The sequence below is a fragment of the Pseudomonas morbosilactucae genome, from assembly GCF_023241715.1.
GTDB lineage: Bacteria > Pseudomonadota > Gammaproteobacteria > Pseudomonadales > Pseudomonadaceae > Aquipseudomonas > Aquipseudomonas morbosilactucae.
Window position 1 is genome coordinate 85,183 of sequence record NZ_JALQCW010000004.1, and the last position, 20,758, is coordinate 105,940.

15 protein-coding genes and 1 pseudogene are annotated in these 20,758 nt (G+C 64.9%); 8 read left to right on the forward strand and 8 right to left on the reverse strand.

Features of this window, described 5'->3' with window-relative positions; translation table 11 throughout:
- Positions 1-30 precede the first annotated feature (30 nt).
- The 4 genes from nhaB to M1B34_RS01710 all read right to left on the reverse strand — a co-directional run bounded on the left by nhaB (position 31) and on the right by M1B34_RS01710 (position 5,740).
- Positions 31-1,533 carry a sodium/proton antiporter NhaB gene (nhaB, locus tag M1B34_RS01695; RefSeq protein WP_123333204.1) on the reverse strand — a complete coding sequence of 501 codons (1,503 nt, stop codon included), beginning with the start codon at positions 1,531-1,533 and terminating at the stop codon, positions 31-33.
- A 134-nt stretch (positions 1,534-1,667) separates the two neighbouring features.
- The gene (locus M1B34_RS01700) at positions 1,668-3,062 is read right to left on the reverse strand and encodes an FAD-binding oxidoreductase (RefSeq protein ID WP_268264283.1); all 1,395 of its coding nucleotides are present in this window, start codon (positions 3,060-3,062) and stop codon (positions 1,668-1,670) included.
- Between the two features lie 61 nt (positions 3,063-3,123).
- Entirely contained in the window at positions 3,124-3,846 is a 723-nt protein-coding gene (locus tag M1B34_RS01705; RefSeq protein ID WP_123333200.1) for a FadR/GntR family transcriptional regulator, read from the reverse strand.
- 154 nt (positions 3,847-4,000) lie between these two features.
- On the reverse strand, positions 4,001-5,740 hold the full coding sequence (locus M1B34_RS01710; RefSeq protein WP_268264284.1) for an IlvD/Edd family dehydratase: 1,740 nt from the start codon (positions 5,738-5,740) through the stop codon (positions 4,001-4,003).
- 194 nt (positions 5,741-5,934) lie between these two features.
- Here M1B34_RS01710 and M1B34_RS01715 point away from each other — a divergent pair, with 194 nt between their 5' ends.
- The 3 genes from M1B34_RS01715 to dmpG are packed head-to-tail and all read left to right on the forward strand — an operon-like array spanning position 5,935 to position 9,258.
- The gene (locus M1B34_RS01715; RefSeq protein ID WP_268264285.1) at positions 5,935-7,242 is read left to right on the forward strand and encodes an MFS transporter; all 1,308 of its coding nucleotides are present in this window, start codon (positions 5,935-5,937) and stop codon (positions 7,240-7,242) included.
- A gap of 43 nt (positions 7,243-7,285) precedes the next feature.
- The gene (locus tag M1B34_RS01720; RefSeq protein ID WP_268264286.1) at positions 7,286-8,224 is read left to right on the forward strand and encodes an acetaldehyde dehydrogenase (acetylating); all 939 of its coding nucleotides are present in this window, start codon (positions 7,286-7,288) and stop codon (positions 8,222-8,224) included.
- Positions 8,225-8,235: 11 nt separating this feature from the next.
- Positions 8,236-9,258, forward strand: coding sequence for a 4-hydroxy-2-oxovalerate aldolase (dmpG, locus tag M1B34_RS01725; protein WP_268262246.1), 1,023 nt, complete (start codon positions 8,236-8,238; stop codon positions 9,256-9,258).
- 78 nt (positions 9,259-9,336) lie between these two features.
- Here dmpG and M1B34_RS01730 read toward each other — a convergent pair whose 3' ends face one another.
- Both M1B34_RS01730 and baeS read right to left on the reverse strand, forming a co-directional pair.
- Positions 9,337-10,008, reverse strand: coding sequence for a response regulator (locus tag M1B34_RS01730; protein WP_268264287.1), 672 nt, complete (start codon positions 10,006-10,008; stop codon positions 9,337-9,339).
- A 3-nt stretch (positions 10,009-10,011) separates the two neighbouring features.
- Positions 10,012-11,429 (reverse strand): annotated as a pseudogene (baeS, locus tag M1B34_RS01735) (sensor histidine kinase efflux regulator BaeS).
- Positions 11,430-11,543: 114 nt separating this feature from the next.
- On the opposite strand from baeS, the gene M1B34_RS01740 reads away from it, so the two are divergent.
- Genes M1B34_RS01740 through M1B34_RS01750 form a run of 3 tightly spaced genes read left to right on the forward strand, consistent with a single transcriptional unit; the run spans position 11,544 to position 17,274 of the window.
- Positions 11,544-12,740 carry an efflux RND transporter periplasmic adaptor subunit gene (locus tag M1B34_RS01740; RefSeq protein ID WP_268262244.1) on the forward strand — a complete coding sequence of 399 codons (1,197 nt, stop codon included), beginning with the start codon at positions 11,544-11,546 and terminating at the stop codon, positions 12,738-12,740.
- A 2-nt stretch (positions 12,741-12,742) separates the two neighbouring features.
- On the forward strand, positions 12,743-15,880 hold the full coding sequence (locus M1B34_RS01745; RefSeq protein WP_268264288.1) for an efflux RND transporter permease subunit: 3,138 nt from the start codon (positions 12,743-12,745) through the stop codon (positions 15,878-15,880).
- Positions 15,877-17,274: an efflux transporter outer membrane subunit gene (locus tag M1B34_RS01750; RefSeq protein WP_268264289.1), complete on the forward strand. Its 1,398-nt coding sequence runs from the start codon at positions 15,877-15,879 to the stop codon at positions 17,272-17,274. Before M1B34_RS01745 ends, M1B34_RS01750 begins: the two co-directional genes overlap by 4 nt.
- Positions 17,275-17,301: 27 nt before the next feature.
- On the opposite strand, the gene M1B34_RS01755 is transcribed toward M1B34_RS01750, so the two are convergent.
- Positions 17,302-17,946, reverse strand: a complete 645-nt coding sequence (locus M1B34_RS01755) for a DUF3313 domain-containing protein (RefSeq protein WP_123333183.1) — start codon at positions 17,944-17,946, stop codon at positions 17,302-17,304.
- Positions 17,947-18,015: 69 nt separating this feature from the next.
- On the reverse strand, positions 18,016-18,483 hold the full coding sequence (locus tag M1B34_RS01760) for a DUF3237 domain-containing protein (RefSeq protein WP_268264290.1): 468 nt from the start codon (positions 18,481-18,483) through the stop codon (positions 18,016-18,018).
- 195 nt (positions 18,484-18,678) lie between these two features.
- On the opposite strand from M1B34_RS01760, the gene M1B34_RS01765 reads away from it, so the two are divergent.
- Positions 18,679-19,290 (forward strand): TetR/AcrR family transcriptional regulator, encoded by a 612-nt coding sequence (locus tag M1B34_RS01765; RefSeq protein ID WP_268264291.1) that lies wholly within the window; start codon positions 18,679-18,681, stop codon positions 19,288-19,290.
- A gap of 188 nt (positions 19,291-19,478) precedes the next feature.
- Positions 19,479-20,741 (forward strand): serine hydrolase domain-containing protein, encoded by a 1,263-nt coding sequence (locus M1B34_RS01770; protein WP_268264292.1) that lies wholly within the window; start codon positions 19,479-19,481, stop codon positions 20,739-20,741.
- Positions 20,742-20,758: the final 17 nt, after the last annotated feature.

The window sequence follows — 20,758 nt, forward strand, 5'->3', positions numbered from 1 at the left end:
CCACGTGGGCGCCCATCAGGGCGCCCGCTGTTACAGCCAGTGGCTCACCGCGTACCAGCCCAACACCCCCATCACCACCGTATACGGCAGCGCCATCCACACCATGCGCCCGTAGGACAGGCGCACCAGCGGGGCAATCGCCGACGTCAGTAGAAACAGGAACGCCGCCTGGCCGTTGGGTGTGGCCACGCTTGGCAGGTTGGTGCCGGTATTGATGGCGATCGCCAGGGTTTCGAAATGCTCGCGGCTCATGTGCCCGGACACGAAGGCCTGCTTGACCTCGGTGATGTAGATGGTGGCCACGAACACGTTGTCGCTGATGGCCGACAGTAGGCCGTTGGCGATAAACAGCATGCCCGGCTGTTGCTCCGCCGGCAGGGCCAGCACCCACTGGATCAGCGGGGTGAACAGCTGCTGGTCGTGGATCACCGCGACCACCGCGAAAAACACCACCAGCAAGGCGGTGAACGGCATGGCGTCCTTGAACGCATTGCCGATGCGGTGTTCCTCAGTGATTCCGGTAAAGGCGGTGATCAGCACGATCACCATCAGGCCGATCAGGCCGACTTCGGCGATGTGCAGGGCCAGGCCGGCAATCAGGATCAGCGCCGCCAGGCCCTGGACCAGTAACGCCGCCCGTTGCCGTGGGGTGCGCTGGGCGTTGTCTTCAGCGGCGTAGGCGGCCAGGACGGCGCGTACATTGTCCGGCAGCAGGGTGCCGTAGCCGAACCAGCGCAGTTTCTCCAAGAGCACGCAAGTCACCAGGCCGGCCACCAGCACTGGCAGGGAAACCGGCGCGACCTTGGTGAAAAAGTCGGCGAAGTGCCAGCCCATTTCATGGCCGATCAGCAGGTTCTGTGGCTCGCCCACCAGGGTGCAGACGCCACCCAGGGCGGTGCCGACCGCACCGTGCATCAGCAGGCTGCGCAAAAAGGCACGGAACTGCTCCAGGTCTTCGTGGTGCAGCGCGGGCAGGTGCTGGTCGTCGCTGAATGCGCTGTCCTGGCGCGGGTCGTTGCCGCTGGCCACCCGGTGGTACACCGAATAGAAGCCCACCGCCGCGCTGATGATCACCGCCGTAACGGTCAAGGCATCGAGAAAGGCCGAGAGGAACGCCGAAAGGAAGCAGAACATCAGCCCCAGCAGGGCCTTGGAGCGCACCCCCAGCAGCAGGCGGGAAAACAGGAACAGCAGCAGCTCCTTCATAAAGTAGATGCCGGCCACCATGAACATCAGCAGCAGGATCACCGGGAAGTTGTGCAGCAGTTCCTCGTACAGCGCCTGAGGCGTGGTCATGCCCATAAGCAGGGCCTCGACCAGCAGCAGGCCGCCGGGGATCAGCGGGTAGCACTTGAGGGCCATGGCCAGGGTGAAGATGAACTCCACCACCAGCAGCCAACCGGCAGCGACCGGGCCGACCGTGAACAGCAGCAGCGGGTTGAGGACCAGAAAGGCGACCACGCAGGCCTTGTACCAGCGGGGCGAGTGGCCGAGAAAATTGTGCGCGAACGCCTGGGCCATTGAACCGGACATTGGCTGCTCCTTGGATTGAGAAGCGCGCAACTTGCCGCAAGCCTTGTACAAGATCAAGAAACGATGAAATCTTTTGCCACAAATTCTCGGAGGGCCCGCTGCTGGCCGGTCTCAGCAGCGGGCCGGCAAGCGCCTCAGGCCGGAACGCGGAAGATTTTCCCCGGGTTCATCAGGTTCAGCGGGTCCAGGGCCTGCTTGATGGCGACCATGGTGTCGATGGCCACCTGGCCGTGTTCCTGGACCATGAAGTCGATCTTGTGCAGGCCCACTCCATGTTCGCCGGTGCAAGTGCCGCCCGCCGCCAGGGCGCGGTGGACTATGGCGTGGTTGAGGCGCTCGGCTTCCTCCAGCTCTTCGGGTTTGCTCGGGTCCAGCAGCAGGCAGACATGAAAGTTGCCGTCGCCCACATGGCCGAAGATTGGTGCGGGAATGCTCGACTGGCTCAGGTCTTGCTCACTGCCCACCACGCATTCCGCGAGCTTCGACAGGGGCACGCACACGTCGGTGGACAGCGCCCGGCAGCCGGGCTTGAGCTGCAAGAAGGCGAACAGCGCGTTGTGCCGGGCACTCCACAGGCGGTTGCGTTCTTCCTGGGCGGTGGCCCATTGAAAGCCGCTGCCCTGATTGCCGTCCGCCAGTTCCTGCACTGCCTGGGCCTGTTCCGCCACGCTGGCGGCGTTGCCGTGAAACTCCAGGAACAGCGTCGGGGCTTCCCGCAGGCCGAGCTTTGCGTACTGGTTCAAGGCCTGGATGGCCAAGCGGTCCACCAGTTCGGCGCGGGCCACGGGAATGCCCATCTGGATGGTTTCGATCACCGTTTGTACCGCACCCTCCACCGAGTCGAAGCTGCACACCGCGGCGCTGATGGCTTCCGGCTGCGGGTGCAGCTTCAGGGTGATCTCACTGATGACCCCCAGGGTGCCTTCGCTGCCGATAAACAACCGGGCCAGGTCATAACCGGCAGACGACTTCTTGGCCTTGGCGCCCGAGCGCAGCACGCGCCCGTCGGCCAGCACCGCGTTCAGGCCCAGCACGTTCTCGCGCATGGTGCCGTAGCGCACGGCATTGGTGCCTGAGGCACGGGTGGCGCACATGCCGCCAATGCTCGCGTCGGCACCCGGGTCGATGGGGAAAAACAGCCCGCTGGCCCGCAGGTAGTCGTTCAGGGCCTTGCGGGTGATGCCAGGCTGCACGGTGATCGACAGGTCCGCCGGTTCAAACGCCAGCACCTGGTCCATCAACGACAGGTCGAGGCTGATGCCGCCCTGGACCGCCAACAAATGACCCTCCAGGGACGAGCCGCTGCCGTAGGCAATCACCGGCACCCGGTGTGCATGGCAGAGGGCAAGCACGGCACTGATGTCTTCCACGCTCTTGGCGTAGGCCACCGCATCGGGTAGCACCGGGTCGTACAGGGATTCATCGCGGCCATGGTGCTCGCGCACCGCCAGCACGGTGCTGAAGCGCTCGCCAAGGCAGGCGTGCATAGCGGCCAGAAAGGCCTGGGGCAGGGCAGAAGAGTGGGTCATGACAAGCTCCTTGCGGGTCGGATCGCTTCGCTGTCTCGCGCCGCGATCCGTCGTCCCCGGCTTAGAGCGGGGTCAGGACATTCATCACGGTGTCGAGGGCGACGCGGGTGTCGTCGAGTTGCACCAGCGATGCATGGCGCGCGCCGAGGGCGTCGCGGTTCTTGATCGCGGTGAGGATCGCCTTGTGCCGCGGCAGGCTGAGCTGCTGGGTATTGGGGCGCAGGTTGGTGACGTTGATGGATTCGCGCAGGGGCAACGACAGCATGTTGCACATGTAGGCCAGCAAGTCGTTGTGGGTCGCCTCGGCGATGGCCCGGTGGAAGTCCAGGTCCGGTTGCAACAGGTCTTTGGGGCTGCTGGCCGCTTCCATGCGCCGGTAAGCGTCCTCGATCCGTGCGATATCGTCCTCGGTGGCGGTGGCCGCCGCCATCGCGGCGATCTCCGGTTCGAGAATCCGCCGGACCCCGGCCAGGGTGTTGAAGAATTCGCTGTGGGGCGTGGATTGCATCAGCCAGAACAGCACGTCCGGGTCCAGCAGGTGCCATTCGACTCGTGGCCGCACCACCGTGCCGACCCGTGGCTTGGAGTACACCAGGCCCTTGGCGCTGAGCACCCGGGTGGCTTCGCGCAGGACCGGGCGGCTGACCTGGTACTGCTCGCAGAGGTTGGCTTCCGGGGGCAGCTTTTCCTCTTGCTTGAAGCGTCCGGAAACGATGTGCATGCCCAGTTCCTGAACGATCTGGGCGTGCATGCTTTTGCGCGGCTTGGGTGTCTGGTAGTCCATAACAGGGGGATTGCTCTGGCCAAATGGCGTGCATCATAGCACCGCCGGGCTGTGGTTTAGGCAGCACCGGTACCTCCTGCCACGTATTGCCTTGGGGGATGACGGCCCGACCACCGTGGTCGCCGGCACGCCGACGAACCACGGTCGCAGCCCATCAGTGGGAGTGACGCGGGACCTCGGAGCCACGGCAGCCGACCAGGAAGTCGAAGTCGCAACCTTCGTCGGCTTGCAGCACATGGTCCACGTACAGGCGGCTGTAGCCACTGGAGAAGATCTTCGCGCTGGTGTCCGGCTTCAGGTCGCTGAGGCGGGCTTGCAGTTCCTCGTCGCTGATGTCCAGGTGCAGGCGACGACCGGCGCAGTCCAGTTCGATGAAGTCACCGTTGCGCACCGCAGCCAACGGCCCGCCGGCCGCCGCTTCCGGGGCCACGTGGAGAACCACGGTGCCGTAGGCGGTGCCGCTCATGCGGGCATCGGAAATGCGCACCATGTCGGTGACGCCCTTGGCCAGGACCTTGGGCGGCAGGCCCATGTTGCCGACTTCGGCCATGCCCGGGTAACCCTTGGGCCCGGCGTTCTTCAGCACCAGCACGCAGGTTTCGTCGACGTCCAGGTCCGGGTCGGCGATGCGTGCCTTGTAGTCGTCGAAGTTCTCGAACACCACGGCGCGGCCACGGTGCTGCATCAGTGCCGGAGTGGCAGCGGAGGGCTTGAGCACCGCACCCCGTGGCGACAGGTTGCCGCGCAGGATGCACAGGCCGCCGTCGGCCACCAGCGGTTTGTCGATCGGGCGGATCACTTCGTCGTTGTACTGCGGCGAGTTCTGGCAGTTGTTCCAGATGCTCTGGCCGTTGGCGGTCAGCGCGTCCGGGTTGGGCAGCAGGCCGGATTCACCCAGGCGGCGGATCACCGCAGGCAGGCCACCGGCGTAGTAGAACTCTTCCATCAGGAAGCGCCCCGAGGGCTGCATGTCGACGATAGTCGGGGTGCCGCGGCCGACCCGGGTCCAGTCTTCCAGGTCCAGCTCGACGCCGATGCGCCCGGCAATCGCCTTTAGGTGGATCACCGCGTTGGTGGAACCGCCGATGGCGGCGTTGACCTTGATCGCGTTCTCGAACGCCGCCTTGGTGAGGATCTTCGACAGGCGCAGGTCTTCGCGGACCATGTCGACAATGCGCATGCCCGACAGGTGGGCCAGCACATAGCGGCGCGAGTCCACGGCGGGGATCGCGGCGTTGTGCGGCAGCGAAGTGCCCAGGGCTTCGGCCATGCAGGCCATGGTCGAGGCGGTGCCCATGGTGTTGCAGGTACCGGCCGAGCGCGACATGCCGGCTTCGGCGGAGAGGAATTCGTCGAGGCTGATTTGCCCGCCTTTATAGGCTTCGTGCATCTGCCAGACCACGGTGCCGGAGCCGATGTCCTTGCCTTTGTGCTTGCCGTTGAGCATCGGCCCACCGGTCACCACAATGGCCGGCACGTCGCAGCTGGCGGCGCCCATCAGCAGGGCCGGGGTGGTCTTGTCGCAGCCGGTCAGCAGCACCACGGCGTCCACTGGATTGCCGCGAATGGCTTCTTCCACGTCCATGCTGGCCAGGTTGCGGGTGAGCATGGCGGTGGGGCGCAGGTTGGATTCGCCGCTGGAGAACACCGGGAACTCCACCGGGAAGCCGCCGGCCTCCAGCACGCCTTTCTTCACGTGTTCGGCGATCTTGCGGAAGTGGGCGTTGCATGGGGTCAGTTCGGACCAGGTGTTGCAGATGCCAATGATCGGCTTGCCCTGGAACTCGTGGTCCGGGATGCCCTGGTTCTTCATCCAGCTGCGGTACATGAAGCCGTTCTTGTCGGCCGTGCCGAACCATTGGGCGGAGCGCAGGGGAACTTTTTTGTCTGTCATGGCGCGGATAACTCTTATTGTATGACTAGTTGCGGGGTGTGGCATTGAATCTACCCCATAAAAAGCCATTTTGAAATCGTTGAACGTTAAATCGTATTACTATATTGTCTGCCGACCTGATCGAGAGGGTGTGCGCTCGACACGCCCCCGATCAGGCCCGGCACATCCATAACAAAAACAATTTGGAGAAGACTATGAATCCGGAAGCTCGGATCATTCGCACGCTCACGCTCAGGTTGATTCCCTTCCTGATCCTGTTGTACCTCGTGGCCTTTATCGACCGTTCCGCGGTGGGCTTCGCCAAATTGCACATGAACGCCGACATCGGCCTCAGCGATATGGCATACGGCTTTGGCGCGGGGCTGTTCTTTATCGGTTACTTCATCTTTGAAGTGCCGAGCAACCTGCTGCTGGAACGCTACGGCGCCCGCCGCTGGTTCGCTCGCATTCTGATTACCTGGGGCGCAATCACTGTCGGCATGGCCTTTGTCCAGGGCTCCTACAGCTTCTACGTCATGCGCTTTTTGCTGGGCGCGGCAGAGGCGGGGTTCTTCCCCGGGGTGCTGTACTACATCACCCGCTGGTTCCCGGTGCGTAACCGGGGCAAGGTGCTGGGCTTCTTTATCCTGTCCCAACCCATCGCGCTGATGGTCACCGGCCCCCTGGCCGGCGGCTTGCTGGGCATGAACGGGATCGCCGGCCTGGCGGGCTGGCAGTGGCTGTTCATCACCATTGGCCTGCCGGCGATCATCCTCGCCTGGCCGACCCTGAAAATCCTTCCCGACACCCCGAAAGATGCCCGCTGGCTGGCGGAAAGCGATCGTCAATGGCTGCTCAACGAACTGGACAAGGACCGCAAGGAATATGGCCAGACCGAGCACACCAACCCCCTGCGGGCCCTGACCGACCGCCGGGTGCTGATCCTCGCGCTGCTGTACCTGCCGAGCACCCTGAGCACCTATGGCCTGAGCCTGTGGCTGCCGACCCTGGTGCACCAGTTCGGCGGCAGCGACCTGACCACCGGCTTTATCTCGTCGATTCCGTACATCTTCGGGGTCATCGGCCTGCTGCTGATTCCGCGCAGTTCCGACCGTCTGAATGACCGTTACGGCCACCTGTGCGTGCTCTACGTATTGGGCGCCCTGGGCCTGTTCCTGAGTGCCTGGCTGAGCATGCCGGCCCTGCAACTGGCGGCCCTGTGCCTGACCGCGTTCAGCCTGTTCTCGGTGACGGCGATCTTCTGGGTGCTGCCGGGGCGTTTCCTGTCCGGTGCCTCGGCGGCGGCGGGCATTGCCCTGATCAACTCCTTCGGCAACCTGGGCGGCTACATCGGCCCGTTCGGTATCGGCGCCCTCAAGGAATACACCGGGACCCTGTCCTCGGGCCTGTACTTCCTGGCGGCGGTCATGCTCAGCGGCGTGGTGCTGACCTACATCGTTTACACCCAACTGGAAAAGAAGGCCTCGGCGGCGCGTAACACCGCGTTGAGCCAGCCATCCTGATCGTTCCGGCGGGCAGGGATGTCCGCCGTCCTGGAGTCCCTGCATGACTAGAAAACTCAAAGTGGCCATCGTCGGGCCCGGCAACATCGGCACCGACCTGATGATCAAAGTGATGCGCAACGCCAAGTACCTGGAAATGGGCGCCATGGTCGGTATCGACCCGGCTTCCGACGGCCTGGCCCGGGCAGCACGCCTGGGCGTGGCGACCACCCACGAGGGTATCGAGGGCCTGACCCGGCTGCCGGAGTTCGCCGACATCGACTTCGTGTTCGACGCCACCAGCGCCGGCGCCCACGTCAAGAACGACGCCTTCCTGCGTTCGGTAAAACCCGGCATTCGCCTGATCGACCTGACCCCGGCGGCCATCGGCCCGTATTGCGTACCGGTGGTCAACCTGGAGCAGAACCTCGACCAGTTGAACGTCAACATGGTCACCTGCGGCGGCCAGGCGACCATTCCGATGGTGGCGGCGGTGTCGCGGGTGGCCAAGGTCCATTACGCGGAAATCGTCGCCTCGATCGCCAGCAAATCCGCCGGCCCCGGCACCCGGGCCAACATCGACGAATTCACCGAAACCACCTCCAAGGCCATTGAAGTGATCGGCGGCGCCGGCAAGGGCAAGGCAATCATCGTGATGAACCCGGCCGAGCCGCCACCGATGATGCGCGACACGGTGTTTGTGCTGTCGGAAGCCGCCGACCAGGCGCTGGTGGAAGCCTCGATTATCGAGATGGCCGCCGCCGTGCAGGCCTATGTGCCGGGTTATCGCTTGAAGCAGCAGGTGCAGTTCGAGGTGATCCCCGAGGACGCGCCCTTGAACATCCCGGGCCTGGGGCGTTTCTCCGGGCTCAAGACCTCGATCTTCCTTGAAGTCGAAGGCGCCGCCCATTACCTGCCAGCCTACGCCGGCAATCTCGACATCATGACCTCGGCGGCCCTGGCCACGGCCGAGCGCATGGCCCAGTCGCTGCTCAAGGCCTGAGGAACCCCGTCATGACCTTTAATCCCGGTAAAAAGCTCTACATCTCCGATGTGACCCTGCGCGACGGCAGCCACGCGGTGCGCCACCAGTATTCGATCCAGAACGTGCAGGACATCGCCCGCGCCCTGGATGCGGCCAAGGTCGACTCCATCGAAGTGGCCCACGGCGACGGCCTGCAAGGCTCCAGTTTCAACTACGGCTTTGCTGCGCACACAGACCTGGAGTGGATCGAAGCGGCGGCCGACGTGATCAGCCACGCGAAAATCACCACCTTGCTGCTGCCCGGCATCGGCACGGTGCATGACCTCAAGGCCGCCTACAACGCTGGCGCCCGGGTCGTTCGGGTGGCCACCCACTGCACCGAGGCCGATGTGTCGAAACAGCACATCGAATTCGCCCGGGAGCTGGGCATGGACACCGTGGGCTTCTTGATGATGAGCCATATGATTCCGGCCGAGCAGTTGGCCCAACAGGCCAAGCTGATGGAAAGCTACGGTGCGACGTGCGTGTACATGGCCGACTCCGGTGGCGCCATGAACATGCAGGACGTGCGTGACCGTTTCCGTGCCTTCAAGGCTGTGCTCAAGCCGGAAACCGAGACCGGCATGCACGCTCACCACAACCTGTCCCTGGGGGTGGCCAACTCCATTACCGCGGTGGAAGAGGGCTGTGACCGTATCGACGCCAGCCTGGCGGGCATGGGCGCCGGGGCCGGAAACGCGCCGCTGGAAGTGTTTATCGCTGCGGCGGATCGTCTGGGTTGGAACCACGGCACTGACCTCTACACCTTGATGGACGCCGCGGATGACATTGTTCGGCCGCTGCAGGACCGTCCTGTGCGGGTGGACCGCGAGTCCCTGGCGCTGGGGTATGCCGGGGTGTATTCGAGTTTCCTGCGCCACGCCGAAATCGCTGCCGCGCGCTACGGCCTGAAGACCGTGGACATCCTCGTTGAGCTGGGCAAGCGGCGCATGGTCGGCGGCCAGGAAGACATGATCGTCGACGTCGCACTCGACCTGCTGCGCAAAGCCTGACCGGCCTTTTGCACACCGAGTGACATCCACCCCTCGTTCCCACGGTCCCCGTGGGAACGATCAGTTCAGCCCCGCGACCTAGAGCTGCAGCTTGTAACCCACGCCATACAACGACTGAATGATGTCTTCACCCGGGCAGGCCTGCTGCAGTTTGCGTCGCAGGTTGCGGATATGGCTGTCCACGGTGCGGTCGGTAACCACGCGGTGGTCAGAGTACAGGCGGTCCAGCAGTTGATCCCGGGAAAACACCCGGCCTGGCGCCTTGGCCAGGGTGTTGAGCAGGCGCAGTTCCACTGGGGTCAGGTCCAGCTGCACACCGTCGAAGGTGGCGCGGTAGAGCGCCTCGTCGATCTGCAAGCGCGCCACACTGGGCGTTTCGAGTGCAGGGCCACGGCGCAGGATGGCCTTGACCCGGGCCACCACTTCCCGCGGGCTGAAGGGTTTGCAGATGTAGTCGTCGGCCCCCAGGTCCAGCCCCAGCAGGCGGTCCACTTCCTCGACCCGGGCGGTGATCATGATGATCGGCACGCCACTGAACGCCCGCAGGTCCTTGCACACTTCCAGGCCGTCGCGGCCCGGCAGCATCAGGTCCAACAAGATCAGCCGCGGTGCCTGGGCGCGCACGCTGGGCAGCACATCCAAACCATTGTCCAGGCACAGGGTCGGGTAGCCGGCGGCGTTCAGGTAGTCGCGCATCAGCGCCGCCAGTTTGGGTTCGTCCTCAACGATCAGGATCGGTGCGTCGTCCATGGTTCAGGCGCTCCGCGGCAGGCGCAGGGTCAGCCACAGGCCGCCCAGGGGTGAGTGCTCGGCGCTGAGGCTGCGCCATGGGCCAGGGCGATGCTGTGACAAATCGCCAGGCCCAGGCCGGCGCCGCCGCTGGCGCGGTTGCGCGAGGCCTCGCCACGGTAGAACCGCTCGAACAGCCGAGGCAGTTGCTCCGGCTCGACCCCGGGCCCGGAGTCGAGAAAGTCGATGCGCAGTTGTTCGCCTTCCAGCGCCGCTGTCACCCGCAGCACGCCACCGGCATCGGTGTAGCGCAAGGCGTTTTCCAGCAGGTTGCTGAACAGCTGGGTCAGGCGCTTGTCATCGGCCTGGGCCCGCAGCGGTTGCTCCGGCCGTTGCCACTCCAGCCGCAGCGGGTGGGCCGCACAGCGTTCGCGGAACATCGCCACGCAGTCGTGCAGCAACTGATCCACGGCGCATTCGCTCTTGCGATAGGTGAGGGCGCCGACATCTGCCAGGGACAGCTCATACAGGTCATCCACCAGTTGGCTGAGCATGGTCACCTCGCCCTGTAAGGACTTCATCGATGCCTGGTCCAGGCGCCGTACCCCGTCCTCGATGGCTTCCAGCTCGCCACGCAACACCGACAGCGGGGTGCGCAGTTCGTGGGAGACATCCGCCATGAAATCCCGGCGCATGCGTTCGTTGCGTTCCAGGGTGTAGGCCAACTGGTTGAAGTCCCGGGCCAACTGGCCTACTTCATCATTGGACGACACCGCCACCCGGCTGCTGTATTCACCCGCCGCCAGGCGGTGGGTGGCCGCGGCCACGCGCTTGACCGGGTCCAGCAGCACCCGGGCGATCCACCAGGCAATCAGCATCGCCAGCAGCAGCGAGACCACGCCCATGGCCAGGCTGGTGCGCAATTGGTAGAGGCGAAAGCGATCACCGCCGGCCTCGGTGACGGTCTGGAACGGCGTCACGGCCAGCCAGCCGACGGTCTGGCCGTCCACCACAATCGGCCGCTGCAAGGCGTCATCGCCGATCGCCGCGTAGCCCATCACCAGTTGTTTCTGGCTGTCGAGCAGGGCGATGCGGAACACCGCGCCGGTCAGGTCCGAAGTGGATACCTGCGGCCGCTCCTGGTAGGCGAAGTCTTCGCTGGGGTCCGGGCGCAACATCTCGAACCAGCGGTCCGGCTGGTTACGCAGGAACTCCCAGTTGCCTTCATCGCGATACGCGTTGGCCAGGCGCGGCAGCACCGGGCTCATGCGTTGCAGGGCCTGCTCGTTGAGGTAGTCGAGAAACCCGCGGCCGAAGCTCCAGCCGTTGGCCAGGCCCATGCTGAGGATGACCAACAGGACGCTGGCCAGGACCGCGCTGAACAATTTGGTGGAGATACTCAGTTTCATCGGCTCGCCGTACAGGGGGAAAGGCCCGCACATTTAGGCCCTGGTGACGCGAAGATTCAAGGTCGCGGGGCAATCTTCAATTTTCCTGCACATTTGCCTTCCAGCATGAACGCCTGGCTCCCGCCATTCCGTCTTGCAGAGGCATTTATGTCGACCAAACTCTTCGCCAAATTCATGGTGACCGCGGCCTTTATCCTGGCCATGGTCTTGCTCAGCCTGTTGAGCGGCTGCTCGCCGAGCACCGAGGCCCCGGTGGCCGAGGTGCCCAAGGTCAAGGTGCTGACCGTCAAGCCCCAGAGCCAGGCCCTGACCAGCGAGCTGGCCGGGCGCACCAGCGCCTTGCTCAGTGCCGAAATCCGCCCCCAAGTCGGCGGCATTGTGCAGAAGCGCCTGTTTGTCGAAGGCGCCGAGGTCAAGGCCGGGCAGTCCCTCTACCAACTGGACCCGGCCAGCTACAAGGCGGCCCTGGCGGAGGCCCAGGCGACACTGGCCAAAGCCCGCGCCACCTTGAAGTCGGCCCAGGCCACCGCCAAGCGCAATGCCCAACTGGCGAAGATCGACGCCATCAGCCAGCAGGATAACGAAGACGCCCAGGCCAGCCTGCTGACGGCTGCTGCCGAGGTGCAAGTGGCCCAGGCCGGGGTGGACAGTGCCCGTATCAACCTGGCCTACACCCTGATCAGTTCGCCCATCAGCGGGCGCATTGAAACCTCCACCGTGACCCCCGGCGCCCTGGTGGTGGCCAACCAGGACAGCGCCTTGACCACGGTGCAGCAACTGGACCCGATCTACGTCGACGTCACCCAGTCCACCAGCGAGCTGCTGCGCCTCAAGCGCGACCTGGCCAGCGGTGCCTTGCAAGGGACCGACGCCGGCAGCGCCCAGGTCAGCCTCAAGCTCGACGACGGCAGCACCTACGAGCACCCGGGCCGCCTGCAATTCAGCGGGGTCAGCGTCAACCAAGGCACTGGCACCGTGACCCTGCGCGCCGAATTCCCCAACCCGGAGCGGCTGTTGCTGCCGGGCATGTACGTGCGTGCGGTGCTGGAGCAGGCCCGGGACGACCAGGCGATCCTGATTCCCCAGCAAGCGGTAACCCGCAGCGCCAGTGGCGTGACCTCGGTGTTGCTGGTGGTCAATGGCAAGGTCGAGCAGCGGGTGCTGACCATCGACCGTGCCGTGGGCAACCAGTGGTGGGTGACGTCGGGGCTGCAGGCCGGTGATCAGTTGATCATCGAGGGCGGGCAGAAAGTCCGGGCCGGCAACCCGGTGGTGGCGCAGAACGGTGGCAGCCGCAGCCCGAGCCTGAAAGCGCCGGCCACTGCCATTGCCCAGGAGGGTTGAGCATGGCGCGTTTCTTTATCGACCGGCCGATCTTCGCCTGGGTCATCGCCATCGTCATCATGCTTGGCGGCGCTTTGTCCATCAGCCAGTTGCCCCTGGAACAGTACCCGGACATCGCCCCGCCCACGGTGCGTATTTCCGCCACCTACACCGGCGCCTCGGCCAAGACCGTGGAAGACTCGGTGACCCAGGTCATCGAGCAGCAGATGAAGGGCCTGGACAACCTGACCTACATGTCCGCTTCCAGCAGTTCGGCGGGCAGCGCCAGCATCAGCCTGACCTTTGCCGCCGGCACCGACCCGGACGTGGCCCAGATGCAGGTGCAGAACAAGCTGCAACAGGCCGAGTCGCGGCTGCCCCAATCGGTGCAGAGCCAAGGCCTGACGGTGACCAAGGGCGGCTCGGACTTCCTGATGATCGCGGCCCTGGCCTCGGACAATGAGAGCGTCACCGCAACCCAGATCGGTGACTACATCTCCAGCACGCTGCTGGACTCCATCAGCCGCATCGACGGTGTGGGCGACGTGCAGACCCTGGGCTCGGGCTACGCCATGCGCATCTGGCTGGACCCGGCCAAGCTGGAAAAGTACGCGCTGATGCCGTCCGACATCAGCAGTGCCCTGGAGGCGCAGAACACCGAGGTTTCCGCCGGCCAGCTCGGCGCCTTGCCGGCGGTGGCGGGGCAGCAACTCAACGCCACCATCAGCGCCCGCAGCAAACTGCAGAGCGCCGAGGAATTTCGCAACGTGGTGGTCAAGTCCTCCAGTGACGGCGCCGTGGTGCTGCTGGGGGACGTGGCCCGGGTGGAGCTGGGCAGCGAAAGCTACGACGTCACATCGGCCCTCAACGGCAAGCCCGCCGCGGCCATGGGGGTGCAACTGGCGGCCGGGGCCAATGCCCTGAGCGTGGGGGAGGCGGTGAAGGCCAAGCTCAAGGAGCTGGAACCCTTTTACCCCTCGGAAATGCAGCTGAAAAACGTGATTGCCTACGACACCACGCCCTTTGTCAGCCTGTCCATCGAGGAGGTGGTCAAATCCCTGGGCGAGGCCATCGTCCTGGTGGTGCTGATCATGTACCTGTTCCTGCAGAACCTGCGGGCCACGCTGATTCCGGCGATCACCGTGCCGGTGGTGCTGCTGGGCACCTTTGGCGTGCTGGCGCTGTGCGGGTACTCCATCAACACCCTGACCCTGTTTGCCATGGTCTTGGCCATCGGCCTGCTGGTGGACGACGCCATTGTGGTGGTGGAAAACGTTGAGCGGGTGATGAGCGAGCAGGGCCTGTCGCCGCTGGAGGCCACGCGCCAGTCCATGGCCGAGATCACCAGCGCGCTGATCGGCATCGCTTTGGTGCTCAGCGCAGTGTTCATCCCCATGGCGTTCTTCGCCGGCTCCACGGGGATCATCTACCGCCAGTTCTCGGTGACCATCGTCTCGGCCATGGTGCTCTCGGTGCTGGTGGCCATGACCTTGACCCCGGCGCTGTGCGCAACCTTGCTCAAAACCAGCGACGCCCAGGGCCACGGCACTCGGAGTGGCTTTTTTGGCTGGTTCAACCGCAGTTTCGAACGCAGCGCCGGGCGCTACCAGGGCCTGGTCGATCGCATTCTCCAGCGCGGCGGCCGCAGCTTGCTGCTGTACGGGGTGATCCTTTTGGTGATGGGGGTGGGCTACCTCAACTTGCCGACCTCGTTCCTGCCCGATGAAGACCAGGGCATGCTCATGGCGCAGATCCAGTTGCCGGTGGGTGCCACCGACAGCCGCACCCAGGCGGTGACCCGGCAATTCGAGCAGTACCTGCTGGAGCAGCCGGAAGTCGAGGCGCTGATCAGCATCACCGGCCTGGGCATGGGCGGTAACAGCCAGAACACTGGCCGGGCCTTTATCAAACTCAAGGACTGGAGCCTGCGCACCGGCCAGGGCCAGGACGCCGCGAGCATCGCCCAACGAGCGACCCAGGCCCTGGCCAGCATCGGTGACGCCAATGTGTTTGTGATGCAGCCGCCGGCGGTGCGTGGCCTGGGCCAGAGTTCAGGGTTCGACCTGCAGCTCAAGGACCTGGGCGGCCTGGGCCATGGGGCCCTGGTGGCGGCCCGGGAGCGCTTTATCGAACTGGCGAAACAGGACCCGCGGCTGATCGGGGTGCGCAGCAACGGCCTGGACGACACGCCCCAACTCAAGGTCAGCATCGACGACCGCAAGGCCGGGGCCCTGAGCCTGAGTACCAGCGACATCAACGCCACCTTGTCCACCGCCCTGGGCGGCAGCTACGTCAACGACTTCCTCAACCAGGGCCGGGTGAAGAAGGTGTACGTGCAAGGCGAGGCCGAGGCGCGGATGCAAGCGGCCGACCTCGACCACTGGTTCGTGCGCAACAGCAACGACGAAATGGTCCCATTCTCGTCCTTTGCCAGCAGCGCCTGGACCCAGGGTTCGCCGCTGCTGGAACGCTACAACGGCAACGCATCCCTGGAAGTGGTGGGCGACCCGGCACCGGGCGTCAGCTCCGGAGTGGCCATGGACGCCGTGGAGGCAATCATCCGGCAATTGCCCGAAGGCATTGGCTACGAGTGGACTGGTCAGTCCTATCAGCTGCGGCTCTCCGGCTCCCAGGCGCCGTTGCTGTACGGCATTTCGGTGCTGTTCGTGTTTCTCTGCCTGGCGGCCTTGTATGAGAGCTGGTCGGTGCCGTTCTCGGTGATGCTGGTGGTGCCCCTGGGGGTGATCGGCGCGGTGCTCGCCACCCGGTTCAGCGGCCTGAGCAACGACGTGTATTTCCAGGTCGGGTTGCTCACCACAGTGGGCCTGGCGGCAAAAAACGCAATCTTGATCGTCGAGTTCGCCAAGCACCTGCAAGAGCAGGGCAACAGCCTGCGCGAGGCGACCCTGATTGCCGTGCGTCAACGCCTGCGGCCGATTCTCATGACCTCCCTGGCCTTTATGTTCGGCGTGCTGCCCCTGGCCTTGAGTTCCGGTGCCGGTTCCGCCGGGCGCCAGGCCATCGGCACTGGGGTGCTGGGGGGCATGTTCAGCGCCACGCTGCTTGGGATCTTCTTTGTGCCGCTGTTCTTCGTGCTGATTCGCCGGCGCTTCAGCCGCGTGTCCGGCCCTCAATCCAACGCCACCAAAGGTGACGCATGATCAAGTCGCATTGGCCGCTGCTGGCCGCCTTCACTCTGTTGGGCGGCTGCATCAACCTGGCCCCCGAGTACCAGCGCCCTGACGCGCCGGTTGCCGAACAGTGGCTGCCCGCCGGGCAAACCCCCGCGGGCGACGCGGCCGCCGATATCCAGTGGCAGCAGTTTTTCACCGACTCACGCCTGGCACGTTTGCAAAGCCTGGCCCTGGCCAACAACCGCGACCTGCGCCTGGCCAGCCTGAACATCGAGAAGGCCCAGGCCCAGTACCGCATCCAACGGGCCGCAGCGTTGCCGAGCATTGACGCCGGTCTCAGTGGCAGCCATAGCCGCAGCCCGGCGTCGGTGTCCAGCAGTGGTTCGGCGGTCACCAGCCACGACTACAGCGCCCAGTTGGGCCTGAGCAGCTATGAACTGGATGTGTTCGGCCGGGTGCAGAACCTCCAGGACGAAGCCCTGGAGAACTACCTGGCTCTGGGGGAAACCCGCCGCAGCACACAGATCAGCCTGGTGGCCGAAGTGGCCAGTGCCTGGCTGACCCTGGCCGCCGACAACCAGCGCCTGCAACTGGCCGAGAGCACCTTGCGCAGCCAGCAAGCCACCTACGAGCTGACCCAGCGCAGCCACGCCTTGGGCGGGTCTTCCGGGCTGGCCGTGGCCCAGGCGCAAACCACGGTGGAGTCGGCCCGGGGCGAGGTGGCGGTGTACGCCAGCCAGATCCTTCAGGACCAGAACGCCCTGCGTCTGTTGGTTGGGGCCGAACTGCCCGCGGAGCTGCTGCCTGGCGACGACCTGCAGTCGGTGGCGCTGCTGGTGCAGGTGCCGGCGCAACTGCCGTCCAGCCTGTTGCAGCGGCGGCCTGATGTGTTGGCGGCGGAACACAGCCTGAAGTCCGCCAACATCGACATCGGCGCCGCCCGGGCAGCGTTCTTTCCCAGCATCAGCCTGACTGCCAACGCCGGCAGCGCCAGCTCGGCCTTGTCTGGCTTGTTCAAGGCCGGCAGCGGCGCCTGGACCTTCGCCCCCAGCGTCAGCCTGCCGATTTTCGATGCCGGGGCCAACCGCGCCACCCTGGATGCGGCCAAGGTCGAGCGCGAGATCCAGGCGCAGACCTACCAGCAGACCTTGCAGACCGCCTTCAGGGAAGTGGCCGACGCCCTGGCCGTGCGCAGCACCCTGGACCAGCGCCTGGCGGCCCAGCAGGCCCTGACCGACGCCAGCCGCAAGAGCTTCGAACTGGCTGATGCCCTGTACCGCGGCGGCTCGCAAAGCTACCTCGAAGCCCTGGACGCCCAGCGCTCGCTGTACAGCGCCGAGCAAGACCTGATCACCCTGCGCCTGGCGGAACAGAGCAACCGGGTGACCCTGTACAAGGTGCTGGGGGGCGGCTGGAACTGAGGGTGCGACTCCTGCCTTGAACCCGTGTTACTTGAACTGCGCAAGCATCATCTGCGCGCCCTTGTCGATGCCGGCCTTGGCCGCGGTCAGGTCGCCGTGGGTGGCGCCGATGTCCAGGGGGCTGGGGTATTGCTTGGTCACGTAGCTGTCCAGCAGGCGGTTGGTGTAGGCGTTGTAGACCTCCACCGAATAACTCACCGAACCGGTGAACGAACCCTTGTTGCCACGCAGAGTCTGCACCAGGTTGTAGGGGCCGCCCGCCAGGTCGAAGCGCGAAAAGGTGCCCAGGTAGGGCGTGGTGCGTTCGGCGCCGGTAAGGGTCAGGCGAATCCTCAGGGTCCGCGGGGCAGGGCGCTGCACCGGCTTAAACCGCCCTTGCAGGGTGTCGGCGAATTGCTGGTCCATGTAGCGCGCCAGGATCAGCCGCTCATTGGCATTGATCGCGTTGAACTGATGGTCGGCACCCTGGTAGATCACCACCGGGTCGAGGATCACGTTGCGGTAGGTTTTCCAGTCCACGTACGCCGAGTAGCGGTAGGGAATCCGCCCGGAAGGGTCCTGGGTGTTCAGGCGCAACTCGCGGCTCGCCGGCAGGTCGGCATACGGATGGGGTTGGGTACCGGCACAGCCGGCCAGGGTGGCGCACAGCAGCAAGGGGAGGGCGTGACGCATGGGGTTGATCCTCGGACGCTAGAAGGGAGCAGGGAATGCACGGCGGGCCGGCGCTAAGGCCGCCAGGGTTCAGCCATCCAGGGCGTAGACGTTGATCAACAGATCATCGGCTTCCAGGTATTCGATATGGCCAATAAACAGGTCCTGCTCCAGCCACTCGTAACGCCCCCGGGGCACTTGGAAACGCGGGCTGCAACGGCAGTGATAGTGCTGGGGCGGTAGGGGCCAGCAGCCTTGCTGAAGCAACGCCTGGCCCGTGGCGTCCATTACCAGCAGGCCGTCGTTGAGCAGGTTGATCAGGGTGCCGTCGTCGGTCAGCAGGCTGTAGCGCGTGCTCAAGTGGGCGAGGCCGTCGCCACGCTCGACAAAAAAGTCCGCGCCGCCGGGCAGTACCTCGCCGCGCAGGTCGTGGCCATGGAACTCACCACCGAGGATTGTGTTGTTGCTGCGTAAACCGTCGCGACAGGGGCCCAGCAGGCGCGCCTTGTCGATGCGCACAATCAGGGTCAAGACCTTGCGCAGCTGGGCGCTGGACATGGGGTTCACTCCTCTGGCCGGGTGCCGGCGTGGGGTGCTGGGCTATGGGGTGCACTGAGGGCGCTTCTGCCGCGACATCCCTTTACAATGGCGCGCGGTCGTTATCGACTAAAGCGTACAGTGCGGTGCAGTTTTAATTTGCCGACCGGTCTTGTCAAGCAAAAGCGTACAGGTCGGTTTACTTTAGGAGTCGCAATGAAGATGCGAACCGAGGCGCGTCGGGTGGCCATCGTCGAGGCCGCCGCCAGCGTGTTTCTCGAAATGGGTTACGAACGGGCGTCCATGAATGAAGTCTCGAAGCGCTGTGGGGGCTCTAAAACAACGCTTTACGGCTATTTCCCGTCCAAGGAAGAATTGTTTGGCGCGGTGGTCCGGGTGTACGCCACCGCCCATTTGTCCGAAGCCGTGGCGGACCTGGTGCAGGACAGTGATCGCTCACTGGCGCAGGTCCTGAGCCGTTTTGGCGAACGCATGCTGATGGTGCTGACCAACGATGGCACCGCCCTGGCGGTGTATCGCATGGTGATCGCCGAAGCCGGGCGCTCCGAGATTGGCCACTTGTTCTACGAGTCGGGGCCCAGCGAATGCGTCAACCGCCTGGCCACCCTGATGGCCGAGGCCATGCAGCAGGGGACGCTGCGCCAGGCCGACCCGCACCTGTGTGCGCAGCAGTTCCTTGCCCTGCTGACCGCGGAAAACGACGCTCGGGTGTTTCAGCAGGCCCCCGCACCGCTGGATCTGCTCCAGGTGCAAGGGATGGTGGAGCGTGCCGTGGACATGTTCCTGATGGGCGCCAAGCCGCGCTGACAAAGGCCGCGCCTGGCCCCGGGCAATCCGGGGCAGGGCGCTGGCGGGTCTTTTCAGAGGTGTACTTGTGTCGCAATGGGTGAAGCATTCGTTCGCCTGTAAAATATTTTATTGACTAAACAATTTATCTTGGTTAATTATTTCTGCGCATCTGCTGTCACGCAGAGTCATTTTCCGAGTTCAACCCGATGAGTCAGCACACCTCGTCCCCCCCTGTCAGCCACCCCCTCCAGGCCCACGCGGCATCCACTCCGGTTTCCTCGGCATCCTTGTTGATGCAGGGCTTTCCCGCGCCCCGGGAACAGCGGGTGACCTGGCACAACTGGATGCGCCCGCCGTACAACCAGTGGGGCTTTCGCAACCTGGCGCGGCTGCGCCCGAGCATTGAGGTGCAAGCCGGGCGCGCCGCACAAAGCCCGCTGCGCGCGGCGCTTCAGGGCCTCGATCAGGTGCATTTTCGCAGCACAAGCGGCCAGGACATCAGCGTGCTGGAGCACTTGCACGCCAGCCACACCGACGGTTTCCTGGTGCTGCGCGACGAGGACGTGCTGTTCGAGCGGTACTTCAATGGCCAAGGCCCCCGGGACCGGCATGTGATGTTCTCGGTGACCAAGTCGCTGATCGGCACCCTGGGCGAACAACTGGTAAGCGAGGGCCTGCTGGACCCGCAATTGACCGCCGTGCATTACGTGCCGGAACTGGCCGGCAGCGCCTTTGCCGACGCCACCCTGCGCCAGCTGTTCGACATGGCCGTGGGCGTGGGCTACAGCGAGGTCTACGACGACCCCGATTCGGAAAGTTCGCAATACGGCTATGCCTGTGGCTTCCAGCCGGCGCCAGCGGAATATGCGCGCTTCGAGTCGCTTTACCAGTACCTGCCGTCCCTGCAGAAAAACGTCGAGCACGGCGGCTTTTTCCATTACGTCACCGCCACCACCGAGGCCCTGGCCTGGGTCATGGAGCGGGCCTCGGGGCAACCCTGCGAGGCCCTGCTGCAAAACATCTGGAGCCGCCTGGGCTGCGAGCGCGACGGCTATTTCATGGCCGACCCCTGGGGCCGTAGCGTGGCCGGTGCCGGTTTCAACGCGACCCTGCGGGACATGGGGCGCTTTGGCCGTCTGCTGGCCAACGAGGGGCGCCACGACGGCCAGCAACTTCTGGCCCGGGCCACCGTCGAGCGCATTGCCGCCGGCGCCGACCCGGTGATCTACGCGGCCAACGCCGAGTTTTCCCAGTGGACCCCGGGCGCCTCCTACCGCAGCCAGTGGTACGTATTCAACGACTCGCGCCAGGCCCTGATGGCCGGCGGCATTCACGGCCAATACCTGTTTATCGACCGCGCCTCCAAGGTGGTGATCGTCAAGCAGTCGTCACTGCCCGATGCCGTGAGCGAGGTCGATGCCGACAGCGTGCGCATGCTGCGAGCCATCGCCGAGCATCTTGGGCGCTGAAGCCCACCCACCATAAG

Bases quoted from the DNA above. Each gene is read 5' to 3' on its own strand.
- nhaB (WP_123333204.1), bottom strand. From the start codon at position 1,533: ATGTCCGGTTCAATGGCCCAGGCGTTCGCGCACAATTTTCTCGGCCAC.
- M1B34_RS01700 (WP_268264283.1), bottom strand. From the start codon at position 3,062: ATGACCCACTCTTCTGCCCTGCCCCAGGCCTTTCTGGCCGCTATGCAC.
- M1B34_RS01705 (WP_123333200.1), bottom strand. From the start codon at position 3,846: ATGGACTACCAGACACCCAAGCCGCGCAAAAGCATGCACGCCCAGATC.
- M1B34_RS01710 (WP_268264284.1), bottom strand. From the start codon at position 5,740: ATGACAGACAAAAAAGTTCCCCTGCGCTCCGCCCAATGGTTCGGCACG.
- M1B34_RS01715 (WP_268264285.1), top strand. From the start codon at position 5,935: ATGAATCCGGAAGCTCGGATCATTCGCACGCTCACGCTCAGGTTGATT.
- M1B34_RS01720 (WP_268264286.1), top strand. From the start codon at position 7,286: ATGACTAGAAAACTCAAAGTGGCCATCGTCGGGCCCGGCAACATCGGC.
- dmpG (WP_268262246.1), top strand. From the start codon at position 8,236: ATGACCTTTAATCCCGGTAAAAAGCTCTACATCTCCGATGTGACCCTG.
- M1B34_RS01730 (WP_268264287.1), bottom strand. From the start codon at position 10,008: ATGGACGACGCACCGATCCTGATCGTTGAGGACGAACCCAAACTGGCG.
- M1B34_RS01740 (WP_268262244.1), top strand. From the start codon at position 11,544: ATGTCGACCAAACTCTTCGCCAAATTCATGGTGACCGCGGCCTTTATC.
- M1B34_RS01745 (WP_268264288.1), top strand. From the start codon at position 12,743: ATGGCGCGTTTCTTTATCGACCGGCCGATCTTCGCCTGGGTCATCGCC.
- M1B34_RS01750 (WP_268264289.1), top strand. From the start codon at position 15,877: ATGATCAAGTCGCATTGGCCGCTGCTGGCCGCCTTCACTCTGTTGGGC.
- M1B34_RS01755 (WP_123333183.1), bottom strand. From the start codon at position 17,946: ATGCGTCACGCCCTCCCCTTGCTGCTGTGCGCCACCCTGGCCGGCTGT.
- M1B34_RS01760 (WP_268264290.1), bottom strand. From the start codon at position 18,483: ATGTCCAGCGCCCAGCTGCGCAAGGTCTTGACCCTGATTGTGCGCATC.
- M1B34_RS01765 (WP_268264291.1), top strand. From the start codon at position 18,679: ATGAAGATGCGAACCGAGGCGCGTCGGGTGGCCATCGTCGAGGCCGCC.
- M1B34_RS01770 (WP_268264292.1), top strand. From the start codon at position 19,479: ATGAGTCAGCACACCTCGTCCCCCCCTGTCAGCCACCCCCTCCAGGCC.